The sequence below is a fragment of the Apilactobacillus kunkeei DSM 12361 = ATCC 700308 genome (genome assembly GCF_001281265.1).
Lineage (GTDB): Bacteria > Bacillota > Bacilli > Lactobacillales > Lactobacillaceae > Apilactobacillus > Apilactobacillus kunkeei.
Map to the genome: position 1 here is coordinate 15,980 of NZ_JXDB01000005.1, position 19,224 is coordinate 35,203.

20 protein-coding genes and 1 other annotated feature are annotated in these 19,224 nt (G+C 36.6%); of the genes, 17 read left to right on the top strand and 3 right to left on the bottom strand.

Going from position 1 to position 19,224, the window contains the following annotated elements; genetic code table 11:
- Positions 1-56: 56 nt before the first annotated feature.
- A complete protein-coding gene (gene rpiA / locus RZ79_RS01715; RefSeq protein WP_053795186.1) occupies positions 57-746 on the bottom strand; it encodes a ribose-5-phosphate isomerase RpiA in 690 nt (229 codons plus the stop codon).
- 233 nt (positions 747-979) lie between these two features.
- On the opposite strand from rpiA, the gene RZ79_RS01720 reads away from it, so the two are divergent.
- From RZ79_RS01720 to mprF, 17 genes are all read left to right on the top strand, one after another.
- Positions 980-1,516: a dCTP deaminase/dUTPase family protein gene (locus tag RZ79_RS01720; RefSeq protein ID WP_054449735.1), complete on the top strand. Its 537-nt coding sequence runs from the start codon at positions 980-982 to the stop codon at positions 1,514-1,516.
- Between the two features lie 27 nt (positions 1,517-1,543).
- Positions 1,544-2,920, top strand: coding sequence for a DNA repair protein RadA (gene radA / locus RZ79_RS01725; RefSeq protein WP_053795188.1), 1,377 nt, complete (start codon positions 1,544-1,546; stop codon positions 2,918-2,920).
- 21 nt (positions 2,921-2,941) lie between these two features.
- Positions 2,942-4,033 carry a PIN/TRAM domain-containing protein gene (locus RZ79_RS01730; protein WP_054449736.1) on the top strand — a complete coding sequence of 364 codons (1,092 nt, stop codon included), beginning with the start codon at positions 2,942-2,944 and terminating at the stop codon, positions 4,031-4,033.
- A 109-nt stretch (positions 4,034-4,142) separates the two neighbouring features.
- Positions 4,143-5,633, top strand: coding sequence for a glutamate--tRNA ligase (gene gltX / locus RZ79_RS01735; protein ID WP_054449737.1), 1,491 nt, complete (start codon positions 4,143-4,145; stop codon positions 5,631-5,633).
- 121 nt (positions 5,634-5,754) lie between these two features.
- Positions 5,755-7,161: a cysteine--tRNA ligase gene (cysS, locus tag RZ79_RS01740; protein WP_054449738.1), complete on the top strand. Its 1,407-nt coding sequence runs from the start codon at positions 5,755-5,757 to the stop codon at positions 7,159-7,161.
- Positions 7,162-7,584, top strand: a complete 423-nt coding sequence (locus tag RZ79_RS01745; RefSeq protein ID WP_155457554.1) for a Mini-ribonuclease 3 — start codon at positions 7,162-7,164, stop codon at positions 7,582-7,584. It begins immediately after the preceding gene.
- Entirely contained in the window at positions 7,574-8,329 is a 756-nt protein-coding gene (gene rlmB / locus RZ79_RS01750) for a 23S rRNA (guanosine(2251)-2'-O)-methyltransferase RlmB (RefSeq protein ID WP_053795192.1), read from the top strand. Before RZ79_RS01745 ends, rlmB begins: the two co-directional genes overlap by 11 nt.
- A 14-nt stretch (positions 8,330-8,343) precedes the next feature.
- A complete protein-coding gene (locus RZ79_RS01755) occupies positions 8,344-8,868 on the top strand; it encodes an NYN domain-containing protein (RefSeq protein ID WP_054449739.1) in 525 nt (174 codons plus the stop codon).
- 116 nt (positions 8,869-8,984) lie between these two features.
- Positions 8,985-9,605: a sigma factor gene (locus RZ79_RS01760; protein ID WP_054449740.1), complete on the top strand. Its 621-nt coding sequence runs from the start codon at positions 8,985-8,987 to the stop codon at positions 9,603-9,605.
- Positions 9,606-9,675: 70 nt separating this feature from the next.
- The gene (gene rpmG / locus RZ79_RS01765) at positions 9,676-9,825 is read left to right on the top strand and encodes a 50S ribosomal protein L33 (protein WP_034531899.1); all 150 of its coding nucleotides are present in this window, start codon (positions 9,676-9,678) and stop codon (positions 9,823-9,825) included.
- Positions 9,826-9,837: 12 nt separating this feature from the next.
- Positions 9,838-10,011, top strand: a complete 174-nt coding sequence (gene secE, locus RZ79_RS01770) for a preprotein translocase subunit SecE (RefSeq protein WP_034531900.1) — start codon at positions 9,838-9,840, stop codon at positions 10,009-10,011.
- A 109-nt stretch (positions 10,012-10,120) separates the two neighbouring features.
- Positions 10,121-10,666 (top strand): transcription termination/antitermination protein NusG, encoded by a 546-nt coding sequence (nusG, locus tag RZ79_RS01775; protein ID WP_034531901.1) that lies wholly within the window; start codon positions 10,121-10,123, stop codon positions 10,664-10,666.
- Between the two features lie 125 nt (positions 10,667-10,791).
- Positions 10,792-11,217 (top strand): 50S ribosomal protein L11, encoded by a 426-nt coding sequence (rplK, locus tag RZ79_RS01780; RefSeq protein ID WP_034531902.1) that lies wholly within the window; start codon positions 10,792-10,794, stop codon positions 11,215-11,217.
- Between the two features lie 102 nt (positions 11,218-11,319).
- Entirely contained in the window at positions 11,320-12,012 is a 693-nt protein-coding gene (rplA, locus tag RZ79_RS01785) for a 50S ribosomal protein L1 (RefSeq protein WP_034531903.1), read from the top strand.
- A gap of 73 nt (positions 12,013-12,085) precedes the next feature.
- Positions 12,086-12,201: a sequence feature (ribosomal protein L10 leader region), on the top strand.
- Between the two features lie 24 nt (positions 12,202-12,225).
- Positions 12,226-12,732, top strand: coding sequence for a 50S ribosomal protein L10 (rplJ, locus tag RZ79_RS01790; RefSeq protein ID WP_053795195.1), 507 nt, complete (start codon positions 12,226-12,228; stop codon positions 12,730-12,732).
- Between the two features lie 45 nt (positions 12,733-12,777).
- Positions 12,778-13,140, top strand: coding sequence for a 50S ribosomal protein L7/L12 (gene rplL / locus RZ79_RS01795; protein ID WP_034531905.1), 363 nt, complete (start codon positions 12,778-12,780; stop codon positions 13,138-13,140).
- A gap of 127 nt (positions 13,141-13,267) precedes the next feature.
- The gene (mprF, locus tag RZ79_RS01800) at positions 13,268-15,865 is read left to right on the top strand and encodes a bifunctional lysylphosphatidylglycerol flippase/synthetase MprF (protein ID WP_191978967.1); all 2,598 of its coding nucleotides are present in this window, start codon (positions 13,268-13,270) and stop codon (positions 15,863-15,865) included.
- Positions 15,866-16,005: 140 nt separating this feature from the next.
- Here the strand turns inward: mprF and nrdF are convergent, their stop codons facing one another.
- Positions 16,006-16,980, bottom strand: a complete 975-nt coding sequence (gene nrdF / locus RZ79_RS01805; protein ID WP_054449741.1) for a class 1b ribonucleoside-diphosphate reductase subunit beta — start codon at positions 16,978-16,980, stop codon at positions 16,006-16,008.
- Between the two features lie 21 nt (positions 16,981-17,001).
- The gene (gene nrdE, locus RZ79_RS01810) at positions 17,002-19,167 is read right to left on the bottom strand and encodes a class 1b ribonucleoside-diphosphate reductase subunit alpha (protein WP_054449742.1); all 2,166 of its coding nucleotides are present in this window, start codon (positions 19,165-19,167) and stop codon (positions 17,002-17,004) included.
- Between the last annotated feature and the right edge of the window lie 57 nt (positions 19,168-19,224).

A 19,224-nucleotide genomic window follows, 5' to 3' on the forward strand; every position in this document is an offset into this window, starting at 1 on the left:
CTTTAAAAACAAAAACCGTGATAATAAGATGTACTTACTATCACGGTTTAAATTAATTATTTTCTTTTAGCGTCGAATGTTTCTGAATGATCTTCATATCCGACAATTACCATGTCAACAACGTCTAGGAACAGACCATGTTCAACGATTCCAGTCATGTTGTTTAGGATGGTTTCAAGTTCGTGGGGATGTTCAATGTAACCTAAGTTTAAATCGATAATGTAGTTATCAGCATGAGTTAACACGTGACCACCCTTAGCATTGGTTCTAAAAGTAGGATGGTAACCCATATCGTCTAAACGTTTGAATAGGTGAGTACTTCCGTATGGGGTAACTTCCAAAGGAAGGGGAAAAGAGCCAAGGTTTTTGGCCATCTTTGTTGAATCAACAATCCAGATGTTTCGATCTGAGTTGATTGCGACAATTTTTTCACGAAGGTGGGCAACACCGCCCCCCTTGATACCTTGGAAATTTTCATCGATTTGGTCAGCACCGTCAATTGTTAAGTCAATATGGTCAACGTCATCGATACTTTTAACATCAATTCCCAAGTCACGAGCACGCTTTGCTGAGCGGTTGGAAGTTGGAACACCAATAATACGTAATCCTTCTTTGGCTACCCGTTCTCCCAATGCATCCAACAAGTATTTCACAGTTGAACCTGTACCAAGACCGACAGTCATGCCGTCTTTAATATATTTGACAGCTTCTTGGCCGGCAACTTTTTTCATTAATTCTTTATCCATAATCCTTTTCCCCTCTAAAATATTCGGTAAAACGACGTTAAAACGACTTTGAATGCTTATACATTCAGACGAAAGGTTTCGAACAAAGGTATTAAATATACCTCAATAATACTATATTAATTTTCTATGGTTATCGTGAGTTTGTCAAATAAAATATTTGTATTTAATTGTTAACAGTTTTCATATAAAATACATAGTATAATAATACTAATAAATTAACAGGATGTGTAGATATGAAGAGAGGATTTGAAGTAGTTACAAAGTATAAGGATAAAGGCATCAATCTACCTTATCGTTCTACTAAACAAGCAGCTGGTTATGATATCGAAGCAGGTGTCGATTTTGTATTACCTTCAATTTGGAAATTAGGATTTTTAAAAGTTCTTTGGGCAATTAAGCATGAAAAAGACGTATCTGAAGATGAGATGCAACGTGCTAAGGATATCTTGCGTCCATTATTAGTTCCAACTGGAATTAAGGCATACATGCAACCAGATGAAATGTTAGTTATTGCTAACCGTTCAAGCGGTCCACTAAAGAGAGGCATGGTTTTACCGAACGGAATTGGTATCGTTGATGCTGATTACTATGGTAACGAAAGCAACGAAGGTGAGTTATTTGTTCAAATGACTAACTTCGGACTACTAGATAAAAAGATTAAGAAGGGTGATCGTATCGCTCAAGGTATTTTTGTACCATTCTTAACAACTGATGCTGACTCCAACAAGGGGACTAAACGAATTGGTGGTTTTGGTTCATCAGGCAAATAAAAAACGAATTAAAGAAAGGAAATTAATGTGGCTAAAGTAAAGACCCAATTTGTTTGCGAAGAATGTGGATACATTTCACCCAAGTACTTGGGACATTGTCCTAACTGTGGAAAATGGAATACATTTGAAGAACAAACCGTTCAAAAAGAAACATCGAGTTTGAAATCAACTCACCGAATGGATTTTAATGGTCAGCAAGCAAAACCACAACTAATCAAAGATGTTAAATTTGAAAAGGAATCACGTTTTGAAACTGAATCTCAAGAATTTAATCGTGTATTAGGTGGGGGAATTGTTCCGGGCTCATTAATTTTAATTGGTGGGGATCCTGGTATCGGGAAATCCACACTGTTACTTCAAATTTCTGGACAATTAGGTGCTAAGAAACAACGTGTCTTGTATGTATCTGGGGAAGAAAGTGCCAGTCAAATTAAGCTAAGAGCGGAACGCTTATCCGTGAATGGCTCCAACATGTATCTATATCCAGAAACCGATATGGGTGCTATCAAGTCTGCCATTGATGAGATTAAACCGGATGCAGTCGTAATTGACTCCGTTCAAACTATTTCCGAACCAGAGGTTGATTCCGCAATCGGTTCCGTATCACAGGTAAGAGCAATTACCGCAGATTTAATGTCCATTGCAAAGACCAATGGAATTACAATATTTGTGGTCGGCCACGTTACTAAGGGTGGATCAATTGCTGGACCTAAGACTTTGGAACACATGGTTGATACTGTTTTATACTTTGAAGGTGACATGCATCATTCCTACCGTATTTTAAGAGCTGTGAAGAACCGTTTTGGTTCAACCGACGAATTAGGGATTTTTGACATGCAAGAATCCGGATTACGAGAAGTTGCTAATCCATCAGAAGTCTTCTTGGAAGAACGTTTGAAGGACGCCAATGGTTCTGCAATCGTTGTCTCAATTGAAGGAACTAGACCAATCCTAGTCGAAATTCAGGCATTGGTAACACCATCCGTATTTGGGAATGCTCAAAGAACCGCTACCGGGATTGACCGTAACCGTGTAGCCGTTTTAATGGCGGTACTTGAAAAACGTGCAGGACTAATGCTGCAAAACCAAGACGCCTTCTTGAAGGCGGCTGGTGGAGTTAAGTTAAACGAACCAGCAATTGATTTGGCAGTAGCAATTAGTGTGGCATCGAGTTACAAGAACAGGGGAACCGACCCTAGTGAATGCTATATCGGTGAAATTGGTTTAACTGGTGAAATTAGACGAGTTAACCGCATTGAACAACGTGTTTTAGAAGCGCAAAAACTGGGCTTTAAGCGCGTATTAATACCAAAACATAATATGTCAGGATGGACTGCGCCAGACGGAATTGAGGTCGTTGGTGTATCCACACTGGCTCAAGCGATTAAAATCGCACTTAACTAACACATACAGAGGAAGATAATAATGAAAAAAATTGATCGATTTACGGTTATCCAATTTATATTTGTCATTTTAGGAGCAACGCTAGGGGTAATTTATCTACCTGTTATTTGGCATGCATTGTGGGAAAACCCTTCAATTTTATTAAATAATGCACTAGTTGATTCAGTAATTGGCGCAATTGTTTTCTATATTCTTTCATTGTTTGTTGTTAAACGAATCATGAATGCAATGAGTCTGGTTGAAATGCAGTTATCACAAAAGAACCCATTCTATATTTTGATGGGGACTTTAGGGATGATTATTGGATTGATTTTAGCGACTTTAATTTCAATCGTTTTATTTAGAACGCCTTATTTAATAACTAACTTAATCTTGCCAGCTCTATTGATGATTACTTTTGGATACCTAGGCTTTCTATTGGGAACCACTAAGTTAAATGATTGGCGCAAGATTTTTAGGGTTAGTTTGAAAAGGGGCGGCAACGCTTTGACTAATACTTCAAGCCGCAATAGTAATAAATCAATTAAGATTTTGGACACTAACATTTTGATTGATGGTCGTATCTACGAGGTGGCAAAGACTGGATTTATTGAAGGAACATTGCTTGTTCCTAAATTTGTCTTGTATGAATTACAATACATCGCAGATTCAGCTGACAGCCAAAAGCGTATTCGTGGTCGTCGTGGTTTGGACATTTTAAATAAACTACAAACCGAAAAGATTATGCCAATCGAAATCACTGATCAGGACTATGACAATATCAAAGAAGTCGATAGTAAGTTAATTCGATTAGCTAAGGATTTCAATGGTTCAATCATTACTAACGATTATAATTTAAACAAGGTTATCCAATTCCAAAAGGTTAATGTTTTAAACATTAACGAATTGGCTAACTCACTAAAACCAAGATTTGTTCCTGGTGAACATCTTGAAGTTATGATTTTGAAAAAGGGAACCGAAAGAAGCCAAGGGGTCGCATTCTTGGACGACGGAACGATGGTGGTTGTTGAAGATGGTAAAAATCATCTAAACGAACGACTATCCGTTGAGGTAACCAGTTCAATTCAAACAGATGCAGGTAAAATGATTTTCGCTAGAATTGATGATAAATAAAAGATTATAGATACCTTTAGATTTTTACTGAGTACTTTATTTTTATCGATAATAATTGTAAAATTAGAATGTTATTCTAAGAATTTATAAAAAAGAGGAGAAAATATCATTGGCTAATAAGAAAATTCGTGTTAGATATGCACCAAGTCCAACCGGACATTTACACATTGGTAATGCTAGAACAGCAATTTTTAATTACCTATTTGCTAGACATAATAAAGGTAAGTTTATTATCCGTATCGAAGATACTGATACTAAGCGAAACGTAGCTGATGGTGAGAAAAGTCAGTTAGACAACTTAAAATGGCTTGGCTTAGATTGGGATGAAGGTCCAGATAAACCTGGTAAGTTTGGTCCATACAGACAATCAGAAAGACGTTCAATTTACGATCCATTGATCCAACAACTATTGGATGAAGACAAGGCTTACTACTCATATAGAACAGAAGAAGAACTAGAAGCTGATCGTGAAGAACAACGTGCAAAGGGCATCATGCCTCATTACGAATATGAATACGCTGGTATGTCAGAAGAAGAAATTCAAAAATCAATGGCTGAATCAGAAGCTAAAGGTTTGAAACCGGTTATTCGTTTCAGAGTACCAAAGAACAAGACTTACGCATGGGACGATGTTGTTAAGGGTCGTGTTGAATTTAACTCTGATACTATTGGTGGGGATTTCGTTATCGTAAAACGTGACGGAATGCCTACTTACAACTTCGCGGTTATTATTGATGACCATGAAATGCAAATTTCACACGTATTCAGAGGTGACGACCACGTTGCTAATACACCAAAACAATTAATGATGTACGAAGCATTTGGATGGGAAGCTCCTGTATTCGGTCACATGAGTTTAATTACTAGTGCCGACACTGGTAAGAAGCTAAGTAAACGTGATGAATCAATCATTCAATTTATCGAACAATACAGAGACCTAGGATACCTACCAGATGCAATGTTTAACTTCATTACTCTATTAGGTTGGTCTCCAAAGGGTGAAGATGAAATCTTCTCACAACGTGATTTCATCAAGATGTACGACGAACACCGTCTAAGCAAGTCACCAGCTAACTTCGATAACAAGAAACTAGAATGGATCAACAACCAATACGTTAAGGCTGCTGACGAAGACGTTGTTATGGATTTAGCATTACGTCAATTAATCGCAAAGGGTAACATTGACGAAAACCCAGATGCTTTAACTATTGAATGGGCTCGTAAGTTAATCAACACTTACAAGCAACAAATGAGCTACATGGCTCAAATCAACTCAATGGCTGACGTATTCTTTAACGAACCAGCTAAGGTTTCTGGTGAAGCCCTTGAAGAAATTCAAAACGAAACTGCACCAGTCGTTCTAAAGGCCTTTGCTGAAAAGATTAAGGATGTTCCAGTTTTCGATAAGATTGAAATCCTAAAGACAATTAAGGAAATTCAAAAGGAAACTAAGATCAAGGGACGTCAACTATGGATGCCAATCAGAATTGCCGTTACTCATGAAAGTCACGGTCCTGAACTACCTGAATCAATCGAATTGATTGGTAGAGAAAAGGCTCTAAAACACATTGATGAAACTTTAAAACAAATAAATCAATAATAAATAAGGCTCGCTAAAGCATGCTTTGGCGGGCCTTTTTTATTTGAATTTATCCTAATATAGTGGCTATTATTATGATAGAATGAAGTAAGTATAAAAAATAGGAATAGGGGTGCCATTGATGCTAAGGATCTATAATACATTAACTCAAGAAAAAGACGTATTTAAGCCAATTAAGTCAAGAACAGTTGGTATGTATGTCTGTGGTCCAACAGTATATAACTATATTCATATTGGAAACGCGCGTAGTATTGTTGCTTTCGATACTATTCGTCGTTACTTTGAATATTGTGGTTACCAAGTGAATTACATTTCTAATTTTACGGATGTTGATGATAAATTAATTAATGAAGCTAAAGAAGAAAACGGTACAGTAATGGATATTGCTAACAAGTACATTGAAGCCTACAAAGAAGATGTGGACGCATTGAATGTTGAACCAGCAACTGTTAATCCAAGAGCTACTGATAATATTGATGGAATTATTCAATTCGTAAAAGAATTGGTTGATGATGGTTATGCATATGCCGCTGATGGCGATGTTTACTATCGAGCAAGAAAGTTCAATGATTACGGTCATTTATCACACCAAAGTGTAGATGACTTGGAATCAGGAGCTAGTCAACATGTCTCAGAAGAAGAACTTTCCAAGAAGGAAGATCCAATTGATTTTGTTTTATGGAAGGCTGCTAAGCCAGGCGAAATTTCATGGGACTCACCATGGGGGAAAGGCCGTCCAGGCTGGCACATTGAATGTTCAGTAATGTCTACCAAATACTTGGGGAACACAATCGATATTCATGGTGGTGGAGAAGACTTGAAGTTCCCTCATCATGAAAACGAACGTGCACAAAGTGAAGCCAAGACTGGTGAAAAGTTTGTTAACTACTGGATGCACAATGGTTTTGTTACCGTCGGTGATGAAAACGAAAAGATGAGTAAGTCACTAGGCAACTTTGTGACTGTTCACGATATTGTTAAGAGAGTAGATCCTCAAGTAGTAAGATTCTTGATGTCAACTACCCAATACCGTCGTCCAATTCAATACAACGAAACTAATTTACAGGCTGCCGAAAACAACCTAAACAAGTTAAGAAATGCTTACAATAACTTGAAGTATCGTTTAAGCGATGCCACAGATATTATTGATATGAAACTAGAACAAGAAATCAGACAAATTCAAGCAGATTTCCAAGATGCGATGGATGATGATTTCAATGCACAAAACGGAATTGATTGTGTATACGAACTAGCCAAACTTGGTAACATGTATGCCCAAAAACCTGAAGTAGGTAAGGATACTGTTAACCTAATTATTGAAAAACTAGAAAAGATGGCTTCTATTTTTGGTGTTGTCTTCAAGGAAGAAACACTAGATGACGATTCAGTTCAAGCATTGATTGATGAACGTAACGAAGCTAGAAAGAACAAGGACTTCGCAAGAAGTGACGAAATTAGAGATCAACTACGAGACCAAGGGATTATCTTAGAAGATACTGCTCAAGGTACTCGTTTTAGAAGGGAATAAATGATGGAAAACCAGAACGTGGATTATAAACAGTTAAATGGAATTGCATTAGCATATCTTGGCGATTCAGTTTACGAAGTGTTCGTAAGAAAGCACCTTTTAAACCTAGGCATTACTAAGCCCAACCGCCTACAAAAGATATCTAGAAAGTACGTGTCAGCAAAGGCTCAAGCAGCATTGATCGATTTGATGATTGAAGATGACATCCTAACAGATGAAGAGGATGCAGTATTCAAGAGAGGTCGTAATGCTAAGAGTTACACACATGCTAAGAACACTAGCGTTTTGACTTACCGCCATTCAACTGGTTTTGAAGCTATGATGGGGTATCTTTCATTAAGTAAACAAGATGACCGTTTAGAAGAACTATCTAACTGGTGTATTGAACAAGTCGATGCTGGGAGGCCAAAATATGAAGACTAATGACCAAAGCGAATTTATAATCGGACGCCATCCGGTTGTTTCCGCATTAAGAGGAAAGCAAGAAATCAACAAAGTTTTCCTACAAAACGGAATCAAGAAAGATGAAAAAAGTGTTGAAGAAATCATCAAGCTAGCTAAGCAAAAGCATCTAGTAATCTCAACTGTGCCAAAGCAAAAGCTAGACTTACTTTCAGATAATCAAAATCACCAAGGAGTGGTTTTATCAATCGCACCATACAAGTATGCAACTATTGATGAATTATTCGAAAACTCTGCAAAACAAGATGTACCACCATTCTTTTTAATTCTTGATAACATTGAAGATCCTCACAACTTGGGTTCAATTATTAGAACAGCTGACGCTGCCGGTGTTACTGGTGTGATTATTCCAAAACACCGTGCCGTTGGTTTAACATCAACAGTTGCGAAGACATCTGCTGGTGCCATTGAAAGAATTCCGGTTGCTAGAGTGACTAATCTAGTAAACACTGTTAATGACCTAAAACAACAAGGTGTCTGGGTATTTGGAACTGACGTAAAAGGTGCAGATTACCGTCGTTGGAATGCCAAAGGACCAGTTGCCGTAATCATTGGAAACGAAGGTAAGGGAATTTCACCACTTCTAAAGAAGAACGTAGACGAAATGCTAACCATTCCAATGGTCGGTCAATTACAAAGTTTAAATGCCAGTGTCGCTGCTAGTTTATTAATGTATCAAGGTTATAATTCAAGAAATCCACTATAAGAAGGATTAAGCCAATGAAAAAACAACTATTATTAATCGATGGATATAACGTCATCGGAAATTGGCCTGAATTGAATAAATTAAAGCTGGATAATCGTTTGGCAGATGCCAGGGATGAATTGATTAATATTATTTCTGAATATAAAAAATACCGTGACTTAGATATGAAGATTATTTTCGATGCGATGTATGTTCCTGGTTTATCTAAGAAAGATAAGAAGCATAACTTAGACATTGTTTGGACAAGCAAAGATGAAACTGCTGATAGTTATATCGAAGCATATGCTAGACAAAAGCAATCTAGATTTGTTCAGGTGGTCGTAGTAACCTCTGATCAAGCTGAACAATGGACTGTTTTTTCAGCAGGGGCTTTGAGAATATCAGCACGAGAATTGCTTCGTGATGTTGAACGTTCAAAACGTGAGATTAAGACGCAAGTTCGTAGTTATACCAATCAATTAACTGGTCGTCGAACTCCTTGGTCTAATGATCAGTTATTACGATTGGAAAAACTAAGAGATAATTTAACAAATGATTAAAAGCTATATATATTTATACCAATCTGATGAAATATAAATGAACAAACATTCGCTTGTTTATGATTATGTAACTATATAAATTATTTTATGTAATTATAATCAGAGGTGAATAGGTAATGAGCTTTAACCAAAATAATATTGATATAGAATTAATTCTTGATTTCAAAGAAAATGGTAACGAAGAGTCACTGCAAAAGCTGTTTGATAAATACAAGCCGTTGGTTAATAAAGTGTGGCGTAATTATTACTTGCACGATATGGATATCGATGACTGGTATCAAGAATCAATGCTGGTAATGGTAAAAAACATTCGTAATTATGATGTAAACCATAAAGCGACGTTTGGGACGTTATACCAAATTAGTTTAAAGAATCATTTATATGATATCTTAAGAAAAAGAAAAGCTAAGAAACGGATGCCGGTTGATAAAATGGTTTCATATAATGCTAACGAGTTATACTTTCAAAATAGCTTGAAGGATAGAATCTTTTTAACACCAGATCAGTCAATGAATATCAAGAGTTGTTACGAAGAGTTGATTGCTAGATTATCACCATTAGAATCCGAAATTGCGTTTTGCTATCTAGAAGACTTGATTAATGAAAATAATTTTTCAATCGATAGATTAAAGCTGGCTTTAGCAAGACATCCAGAGAACGCTACTAATATAGTTGATAATTGTATTGCTCGGGTCAAAAACAAGTTAAAGAAGATTGTAAAAAAGGTCTATGACTAGCCATTAGCATAAATTGACTATCAAAAATATAAATGCTATTATGAATTTATTCAAAAGGGGGATGTATACGATGTCACAGAATAAAGTTGCTTTACAATGTGAGGTCTGCGGATCCCGTAATTACACAACCTCGGTTGGTAATAACCATGAAGATCGATTAGAAGTAAAAAAATACTGTAAACATTGTGGCAAGGCTACGATGCATAAAGAAACACGTTAGTGGAGGAAAAATATGAAATTATTTAAGTTCTTTAAGAGTGTTGGTACTGAAATGAAACTAGTTGTTTGGCCTAATGGTCACCAAACTAGAATTGACACTACCATCGTAGTATCAATGTCAATTATCTTTGCAATCTTCTTTGCAATTGTTGACTGGGCAATTCAATCAGGATTATTATACCTATAATTTACTGTTTTAAATTATAGTAAATAGTGATATTATAATAGGTAGTTTGAAACTTCGTGAGTGCGAAGTTTTTTTATTTTGCAAAAAATCAAAAAGGGAGCTAATTTTAATGGAATCAGCAGAAAAGCAATGGTATGTTATTCATACTTACTCAGGATACGAAAACAAAGTTAAGGCTAACCTTGATTCACGTAAGGAATCAATGGGTATGTCAAACTTTATCTTTAGAGTAGTTGTTCCAGAAACAGAAGAACACGAAGTTAAAGATGGTGTAGACAAGGCTAAGATGGAAAAGACTTTCCCTGGTTATGTTCTAGTAGAAATGGTTATGACTGACGAAGCATGGTACATCGTTAGAAATACTCCAGGAGTTACTGGATTTATCGGATCACATGGTCAAGGAAGTAAGCCAACTCCATTGCTACCAGATGAAGTAGAACTAGTTCTAAGTCGTCTTGGCGTTTCTCAAGAAAAGCAAGAGTTGGATGCTGAAGTGGGAGACACAATTACTATTATTGACGGTGCCTTTGCTGATCTTTCAGGTAAGGTTATCGAAAAAGATGACGAAAAAGGTAAGTTGAAGGTTAATATTGATATGTTCGGTCGTGCAACTACTGCTGAACTAAACTTTAACCAAGTACAACCAATTAGATAAAAAATTGGGTTGTTAAAAATATTTAAACGTGATATATTATTTGTTGTATGTTTATGCATACTTAAGTGGGAGGAGAAATCTCATCTCCAATTTTTACCACACACGGACTTAAGGAGGTATGTCTCGTGGCTAAAAAAGTAGCTAACGTAGTTAAATTGCAAATTCCTGCGGGTAAAGCAACACCTGCTCCTCCAGTTGGACCTGCATTGGGTCAAGCTGGTATTAACATTATGGGATTCACTAAGGAATTCAACGCTCGTACTGCTGATCAAGCAGGATACTTGATTCCAGTTGTGATTTCTGTATATGAAGATCGTTCATTCGATTTCATTACTAAGACACCACCTGCTTCAATTCTATTGAAGAAGGCTGCTGGTGTTGAACATGGTTCTGGTGAACCAAACACTAACAAGGTTGCTAGTGTAACTAAGGACCAAGTTAAGGAAATCGCCGAAACTAAGATGAAAGATCTAAACGCAGCTGATGTTGAAGCCGCAATGCGTATGATCGAAGGTACTGCACGTAGTATGGGATTCACTGTTGAAGGTTAATTCAACATTCATTTCTATACTGTAGTACCATAACACCTATTATTTAGGTGTTATGTGGGAGGTTTATCCGTTACAACCACAATTGCAAGGAGGAAAACACAGATGGCTCAAAAAAGAGGTAAAAAGTATCAAGATGCTTTAAAACAAGTAGACCGTAACAAGGCTTACTCAGTTGAAGAAGCTGTTGATCTTGTAAAGAAAATTGATTTTGCTAAGTTCGATTCGACTGTTGAAGTTGTATTTAACTTAAATGTTGACACTAAACAAGCTGATCAACAATTACGTGGTGCTGTTGTCTTACCAAACGGTACAGGTAAAGACCAAAAAGTTGTTGTATTTGCTAAGGGTGACAAGGCTAAGGAAGCTGAAGAAGCCGGCGCTGACTTTGTTGGTGAAGCAGACCTAGCTGAAAAAATCCAAAACGGTTGGTTAGACTTTGATGTTGCTATTGCAACACCAGACATGATGGCTCAAGTTGGTCGTCTAGGTCGTGTTCTTGGACCAAAGAACTTAATGCCAAACCCTAAGACTGGTACAGTTACTATGGATGTTAAGAAGGCCGTATCTGATTCTAAGTCAGGTAAGGTTACTTACCGTACCGACCGTGACGGAAACGTTGCAGTTATCATCGGTAAGTCATCATTCGATGCTGACAAGCTAGTTGGTAACTTCAAGGCTATTGAAGACTTGATTGTTAAGAACCGTCCAGCTTCAGTTCGTGGTACTTACATCAGTAACCTATCAGTTTCAACAACCTTTGGACCTGGTGTAAAGGTTGATCTAGAATCATTCTAAAGTTAAGTAATTAATTTGGAATTTGAAAATCCCTATTGACCAAAGTTTATATATATAGTAAACTACTATTTGTTATAAAAATTGATATCTACCTAAGACTTGGGTGGTACTTGTACCTTAATATCCCAACGAGGACACTTAAAACGGTTTCTCTATGTCTAGGTGGCATAGGGATTTTTTATTAAATCCCAAAAAATATTGGGAGGTGAAACAATGCCAAAGAAAGAAGTAATCGACGCTAAAGCTAAACGTGTAGAAGCTGTTACAGAACAATTCAACAATGCTACTACTGCTATTGTTGTTAACTACCGTGGTTTAAACGTTGCTGAAGTAACTGACCTACGTAAGCAATTACGTGATGCAGGTGTTTCATTCAGTGTTATCAAGAATAACATTGCTGTACGTGCATCTAAGGAAGCAGGTTACGAAGAATTAGGTGACTTATTCAAGGGTCCTACTGCCGTAGCATTCTCTGATGAAGATCCTATTGCTCCAGCTAAGGTATTAAAGCATTTTGCTGATAACACTGAAGCTGTTGAAATCAAGGGTGGTATTCTTGAAAACAAGATTGCTACTCTACAAGAAATTGATGAATTCGCTTCATTACCAAGTCGCGACGAATCAATCTCTATCCTTGCAAGCATGTTACAATCACCTGTTCGCAAGTTTGCTATTGCCGTTAAGGCAGTTGCAGAAAAGGGCGATGGCGACGCAGCCTAAGCTCATAATATAAAATTATAACTATCCAAATTGGAGGAAATTAAAATGGCTTTTGATAAAGATAACATTATTGAACAAATTAAAGAAGCTTCAATCACTGACCTAAACGACTTAGTTAAGGCAATTGAAGAAGAATTCGACGTTACTGCTGCTGCAGCTGTTGCTCCAGCCGCTGGTGGTGCTGATGGTGCTGCTAAGGACTCATTCACTGTAGAACTAACTTCTGCTGGTAGCCAAAAGGTTAAAGCAATCAAGGTTGTACGTGAAATCACTGGTCTAGGTCTAAAGGACTCAAAGGACTTAGTTGATGGTGCTCCTTCAGTAATTAAAGAAGACGCTAAAGAAGACGAAGCTAACGACATCAAGGCAAAACTTGAAGAAGTTGGTGCAGAAGTTACTCTTAAGTAATTTCCCTTTAAAGGAACGTGTGATTTATCACACGTTCCTTTTTTTGTACATATTTTCATATAAAGTCTTGTGCCAACAATTATTAATTGAGATAATAGTGTTAATAAGATTTATGGAGGAAACATAATTGAAAGCTTTATTTAAGAAATGTGGAGATTGGATCAATCGACATATGACTTTAGTAAAAGTCCTATTCGTGGTATTCGTTTTAGCTGTTGTTGTACACGTTATCTTTTCTGTTTCAAAGGAAATTAGTGGAAGACAAATGGCTGAAAGTTTTTCAAGACTATCACCAGTGTCTATTGTTATCATGATAATTTTGGGATTTATCGCAGTTTCACCGATGTTAATATATGATTTTACAATCGTTGATTTTCTACCGGGTAAGTTTAAAAAATCATATATCATAAAGACGGGGTGGATTACCAATACACTTACTAATATTGCTGGTTTCGGTGGTGTGTTAGGCGCAAGTATGCGTTCTAGTTTTTACAGTGAAAACGCAACTAAAAAACAAATATTATATGCAATCTCTAAGATTGTTATTTTCTTATTAGCCGGACTATCCACATACTGTTGGATAGCCATTATCATGATGTTTAGTTTTGGTTTTGGAACTAACAGTCATGATTGGTGGTGGTGGATTGTACTAGTTCTTGGAGGACTATACTTCCCAATTTTGTTTATCATCACACGCTTAAATGATTCTGATTATTTCAAGGACTTAACCGCTAAACTAGAAATCCAATTAATCGTTGGATCATGTCTAGAATGGTTAGGTTGTGCTGGATTATTCATGGCAATTGGTGCATTCATGCACCAACCAATTAACCTGCTTGCCGTATTTCCAGTATTTGTTGTTGCAAACGTAGTAGGGGTTGCTTCATTAGTTCCTGGGGGACTTGGAAGTTTTGAAGGAACCATGCTAGTTGGATTGATGTTCATTGGTGTTAGACCAAGTGACGCAGCTGTTTGGTTAATCCTATACCGTGCTTTCTACTACATTTTCCCTGTATTCTTGGGAATTATCTTCTTAGTAGTAGACGTATTCCAACGTTTCAACAACTTCTTAGATGGTATTCCAAAGCTAATTCTACAAAGATTAGCTCACATGTTTATTACTATTTTTATGTACTTTTCAGGAATCATGATGCTACTACTAGCCGTTATTCCTAACTTAGTATTAGTTAATAGATTCTATATTTCACTTGAACCATATTCGTTCTACTTCTTAGATCAACTAAGTACTGTTATCGTTGCATTCCTATTAATTGGTTTTGCGCGTGGATTTGGTTCAAAGGTGAAGAAGGCATTCTGGCCAACAGCGGTCATTTTAGTAATTGCCTTATGGAACACACTTTGGAAGGAAGACTTCCCAACCAATATGGTAGTTATGTCAGTAATTCTACTTGGCTGCCTATGGTTAAGTTACAAGGTATTATACAGACAAAAGTTCACATACTCATGGGGACATGCGTTAATTGATTTACTAATATTCGTTAGTGCGTTTGTCGTATACCTAATCATTGGATTACTAACAAACTTCAAGTTTGCGGTATTCCACTGGACTAACTCATACTTATTACCATCACCTCAAGTATGGTTTGCTGGTTTATTAGGATTGATTTTAGCCTTCCTAATCTTGGTTCTAACATTCCGTTTCTTATCATACTCAAAAGTCGATTGGTTAAACCAACCATTTGATGGTGATAGAGTATCTAACGTTATTAATGAATTTGGTGGAAACGAAGTAAGCCACTTAGCTTATGTTCGTGACAAGAGCATCTACTTCTACCAAGAAGATGGTAAAGACCAACTATTCTTCATGTACAAATGTCGTGCTAACAAGATTATGATCATGGGTGAACCAATTGGTAACATGGATAAACTTGAAAACGCGATTGATAAGTTCATCGAAGATAGTGACAACATTGGTTACTCACTTGTTTTCTATGAAATCGGTGAAGAGCTAACAATGTTACTTCACGAAAAAGGATTTAGTTTTACCAAGGCAGGGGAAGAAGGCCACGTGGCCTTAGATACATTCTCAATTGCCGGTAAGAAACATCGTGGTGAAAGAGCCTTGATGAATAAATTCGACCGTGACGAATATAAATTTGAAATTATTCAACCTCCTTTCTCAAATTCATTCATTGATGAATTAAGAGAGGTATCTGATAACTGGTTGAAGGGTAAACCAGAAAAGGGATTCTCATTAGGATACTTTGACAGTTACTACCTAAACCAAGCACCAATTGCTGTAATGAAGGATAAGGATAACAAGGTTGTTGCTTTTGCCAACATCATGCCAACTGGTGATCATGAAATGACATCAATTGATTTGATGAGATCAAGCGAAGATGCACCATCAGGAATCATGGATGGAATCTTCATTAACTTGTTCAACTATGTAAAGGATGAAGGCTACAAGTATTTCAACCTTGGAATGGCTCCATTATCAAACGTTGGGGAATCTAGATATAGTTTCATTGACGAAAAGATTTCTAACTTAATCTACAAATATGGAACTGCATTCTACAGTTTTCAAGGATTAAGATCTTACAAGGAAAAATACGTTAGTGAATGGACACCTAAGTACATCTCATACCGTCGTGGAAACTCACTAGTATTCACCATGCTTCAATTATTAGTATTAGTAAATGAACATGTTGAAGATACACCATGTGAAAAGAAATCAATTTGGAAGAAATTATTCAAAAAATAGGCCATTTTAGCAGACTTAAATTGAGTAAATAAAAATACCTGATATAGATATTAATAATTCTGTATCAGGTATTTTTTTGCATCTAACAGAATAAAAAAGAGGGTGAAGTAATTAAACTTCATCCTCTTTTTTATTTATAATTATTTTTTATCTTTTGGATACCAAATTTTGTAATCGTCATCCTTCATAGCTTCAACTTCACCTAGACGGTAACCGTTACCGACTTGTGAGAAGAAGTCATGGTTAGCTGTCGATGTTGAGATACCATTCATAACGATTGGGTCAACGTCTTCAGCGTTATCAGGGAATAGTGGATCTTGACCTAAGTTCATAAGTGCCTTGTTGGCATTATATCTGATGAACTTCAATACATCATCAGCCCAACCGACTTGATCATATAGAATGTGAGTGTACTTTTCTTCGTTTTCGTATAAGTCATACAAGAAGTTGTACATCCAATCTTTTAAATCTTGTTGTTCGTTTTCACCTAATTGGTTGAAACCAAGTTGGAACTTGTAACCAATGTAAGTTCCGTGAACAGATTCATCACGAAGAATTAACTTAATGATTTCGGCAACGTTAGGTAACTTGTTGTGACCTAAGTACCATAGTGGGGTGTAGAAACCGGAATAGAATAAGAAGGTTTCTAGGAATACACTTGAAATCTTTTTCTTCAATGGGTTTGAATCATCATGATATAAGTCATAAATCTTCTTAGCCTTGTTTTGAAGGAATTCTTCTGAATCACTCCAGTCAAAAATTTCTGAGATTTCGTCAGGAGTGTTTAAGGTAGAAAAGATTGATGAGTAACTCTTAGCATGGACAGATTCCATGAATTGAATATTGTTTAAAACGGCAGTTTCGTGTTGAGTGGCAACATCTTTTCTAAGAGCGGCCATACCGTCTTGTGATTGTAGGGTATCAAGTAAAGTTAGACCACCAAAGACATGACCAACTAGCCATTTGTGATCGTCATCTAACGTTCTCCAATCAGCTAAATCGTTAGATAAAGGGATTCTAGTATCTAACCAGAATTGTTCGGTTAGTTTTTCCCATGTCGCTTTATCAATTTGGTCGCTTACAGCATTCCAGTTGATAGCTTTGTAATTATCCATTGTATAAATTCTCCTAACTAATTAGATTGAACAACTTTCACATTCGTTAACACCGACTTCTTGGTTATCATCAGTGTAAGTTCTGACATAGTATAGTGACTTAATGCCTTTAGCGTGAGCGTAGTTACGTAGGATAGTTAAATCACGAGTAGTCATTTTATCAGTTCTACCGTTCTTCCATTCGTATAGACCTTCAGGAATTGTTGAACGCATGAATAGAGTAAGACTCATACTTTGATCAACGTGTTTTTGAGCAGCAGCGTAAGTATCAATAACTTTTCTCATGTCAATGTCATAAGCAGACTTGTAGTACTTAAGAGTTTCGTTTGATAGGTATGGAGCTGGGTAGTAAATCTTACCAGTCTTTGATTCATATCTTTCTTCGATACGACTAATGATAGGGTGCAAACTAGCAGTTGAATCATTAATGTATGAGATTGAACCGTTTGGTGCAACAGCCATTCTGTTTTGGTGGTATAAACCATCTTTCATAACAGCTTGTTTTAGTTCTTCCCAATCACTTTGGTTTGGAACAAAGATGCCATCGAATAGTTCTTTTACGCGGTCAGATTTTGGACCCCAGTCTTCGGTAGTGTATCTATCGAAGTATGAACCATCAGCATATTTACTTTTATCAAAGTTGTGGAAAGTTTCGTTTCTTTCAGCAGCAATCTTGTTGGATGCAACTAAAGTCCAGTAGTTTAATAGCATGAAGTAAACACCTGTGAATTCGATTGCTTCGTCAGAACCGTATTCGATTTGGTTTTTAGCTAAGAAGCTGTGAAGACCCATTCCCCCAAGACCAATACTGTGTGATAGGGCGTTACCACGTTGAATTGATGGAACAACGTTGATGTCTGAATGATCAGTAACGAAAGTTAAGGCACGAACCATTGCGTCAACAGACTTACCAAAGTCAGGACTAGCCATCAAGTTAACGATATTAGTTGAACCTAAGTTACATGATACATCAGTACCAAGTTTTTCATAGTGTTGTTCATTATCAACAGTAGAAGGTTCTTGTACTTGCATAATTTCTGAACATAGGTTACTCATAACAATCTTACCGTCAATAGGGTTTTCCTTGTTAACAGTATCGATGTTAATGATGTAAGGATAACCTGATTCTTGTTGTAATTTACTAATTTCAGTTTCTAATTCACGAGCGTTAATCTTAGTTTTCTTGATTTCATCGTTTGCGACCATGTTGTCGTATTCTTTGGTGATATCAACGTATGAGAATGGAACGCCGTAAATCCTTTCAACATCGTATGGACTGAAAAGGTACATTTCATCATCATTTTGTGCAAGTTCATAGAACTTGTCAGGAACAGTAACGGCAAGTGAAAGTGTCTTAACACGAATCTTTTCATCTGCATTTTCCTTCTTAGCTGAAAGGAATGAAATGATATCTGGATGGAATACATTTAAGTATACTGCACCCGCACCTTGTCTTTGTCCTAGTTGATTTGAGTATGAAAAACTGTCTTCTAGAAGTTTCATGACTGGAACAACACCAGAAGCAGCACCTTCAATATGCTTAATTGGATCACCAGCAGCACGTAGGTTAGAAAGGTTAATTCCAACACCACCACCAATACGCGATAGTTGTAGCGCTGAGTTAATAGTTCTACCAATAGTGTTCATATCGTCAGTAGGTTGAATTAAGAAACATGATACGAATTCACCACGACGTTTTCTTCCGGCATTTAGGAAAGAAGGGGTGGCTGGTTGGTATCTTTGGTGAACAATTTCATCTGCTAAGTTCATAGCAAGTTCTTCATCACCATCAGCAAAGTATAGTGCGTTGATAGCAACACGATCGATGAATTGTTCTAGGTAGTAGTTACCATCATCGGTTTTTAGGGCATATTGAGCATAGAATTTATATGCAGCCATAAAAGATTTGAACTTAAAATTTTGACTTTCCAAGTAGTCGTAGATTTTTTCAATAAATGAAAAGTCATATTTGTTGATGAATTCTTCTTCAAGGTAATCATTATCGATTAAAAAATCGAACTTTTCTTTTAGAGAACCAAATTTCTTTAGGTTAGGTTCAACGTTTTCTTTGATGAAGGCTTCAAGAGCTTCTTTATCTTTATTTAATTGAATCTTATCATCCTTAGGGATGTTAATCTCATTATTTAGGTCGTAATATGTTACGTCCTTCAAATCTTTCAACGACATGCTTAAACCACTCTTTCATTAGTAAAATTAAACTTGAGAAAAAATAAGGCGAGACCA

Excerpts from the sequence above, each read along its gene's own strand:
- secE (WP_034531900.1), top strand. The coding sequence starts at position 9,838 with ATGAAATTATTTAAGTTCTTTAAGAGTGTTGGTACTGAAATGAAACTA.
- RZ79_RS01730 (WP_054449736.1), top strand. The coding sequence starts at position 2,942 with ATGAAAAAAATTGATCGATTTACGGTTATCCAATTTATATTTGTCATT.
- RZ79_RS01755 (WP_054449739.1), top strand. The coding sequence starts at position 8,344 with ATGAAAAAACAACTATTATTAATCGATGGATATAACGTCATCGGAAAT.
- RZ79_RS01720 (WP_054449735.1), top strand. The coding sequence starts at position 980 with ATGAAGAGAGGATTTGAAGTAGTTACAAAGTATAAGGATAAAGGCATC.
- nusG (WP_034531901.1), top strand. The coding sequence starts at position 10,121 with ATGGAATCAGCAGAAAAGCAATGGTATGTTATTCATACTTACTCAGGA.
- rplL (WP_034531905.1), top strand. The coding sequence starts at position 12,778 with ATGGCTTTTGATAAAGATAACATTATTGAACAAATTAAAGAAGCTTCA.
- rlmB (WP_053795192.1), top strand. The coding sequence starts at position 7,574 with ATGAAGACTAATGACCAAAGCGAATTTATAATCGGACGCCATCCGGTT.
- cysS (WP_054449738.1), top strand. The coding sequence starts at position 5,755 with ATGCTAAGGATCTATAATACATTAACTCAAGAAAAAGACGTATTTAAG.
- rplA (WP_034531903.1), top strand. The coding sequence starts at position 11,320 with ATGGCTCAAAAAAGAGGTAAAAAGTATCAAGATGCTTTAAAACAAGTA.
- rplJ (WP_053795195.1), top strand. The coding sequence starts at position 12,226 with ATGCCAAAGAAAGAAGTAATCGACGCTAAAGCTAAACGTGTAGAAGCT.
- RZ79_RS01745 (WP_155457554.1), top strand. The coding sequence starts at position 7,162 with ATGATGGAAAACCAGAACGTGGATTATAAACAGTTAAATGGAATTGCA.
- rpmG (WP_034531899.1), top strand. The coding sequence starts at position 9,676 with ATGTCACAGAATAAAGTTGCTTTACAATGTGAGGTCTGCGGATCCCGT.
- rpiA (WP_053795186.1), bottom strand. The coding sequence starts at position 746 with ATGGATAAAGAATTAATGAAAAAAGTTGCCGGCCAAGAAGCTGTCAAA.
- nrdE (WP_054449742.1), bottom strand. The coding sequence starts at position 19,167 with ATGTCGTTGAAAGATTTGAAGGACGTAACATATTACGACCTAAATAAT.
- RZ79_RS01760 (WP_054449740.1), top strand. The coding sequence starts at position 8,985 with ATGAGCTTTAACCAAAATAATATTGATATAGAATTAATTCTTGATTTC.
- nrdF (WP_054449741.1), bottom strand. The coding sequence starts at position 16,980 with ATGGATAATTACAAAGCTATCAACTGGAATGCTGTAAGCGACCAAATT.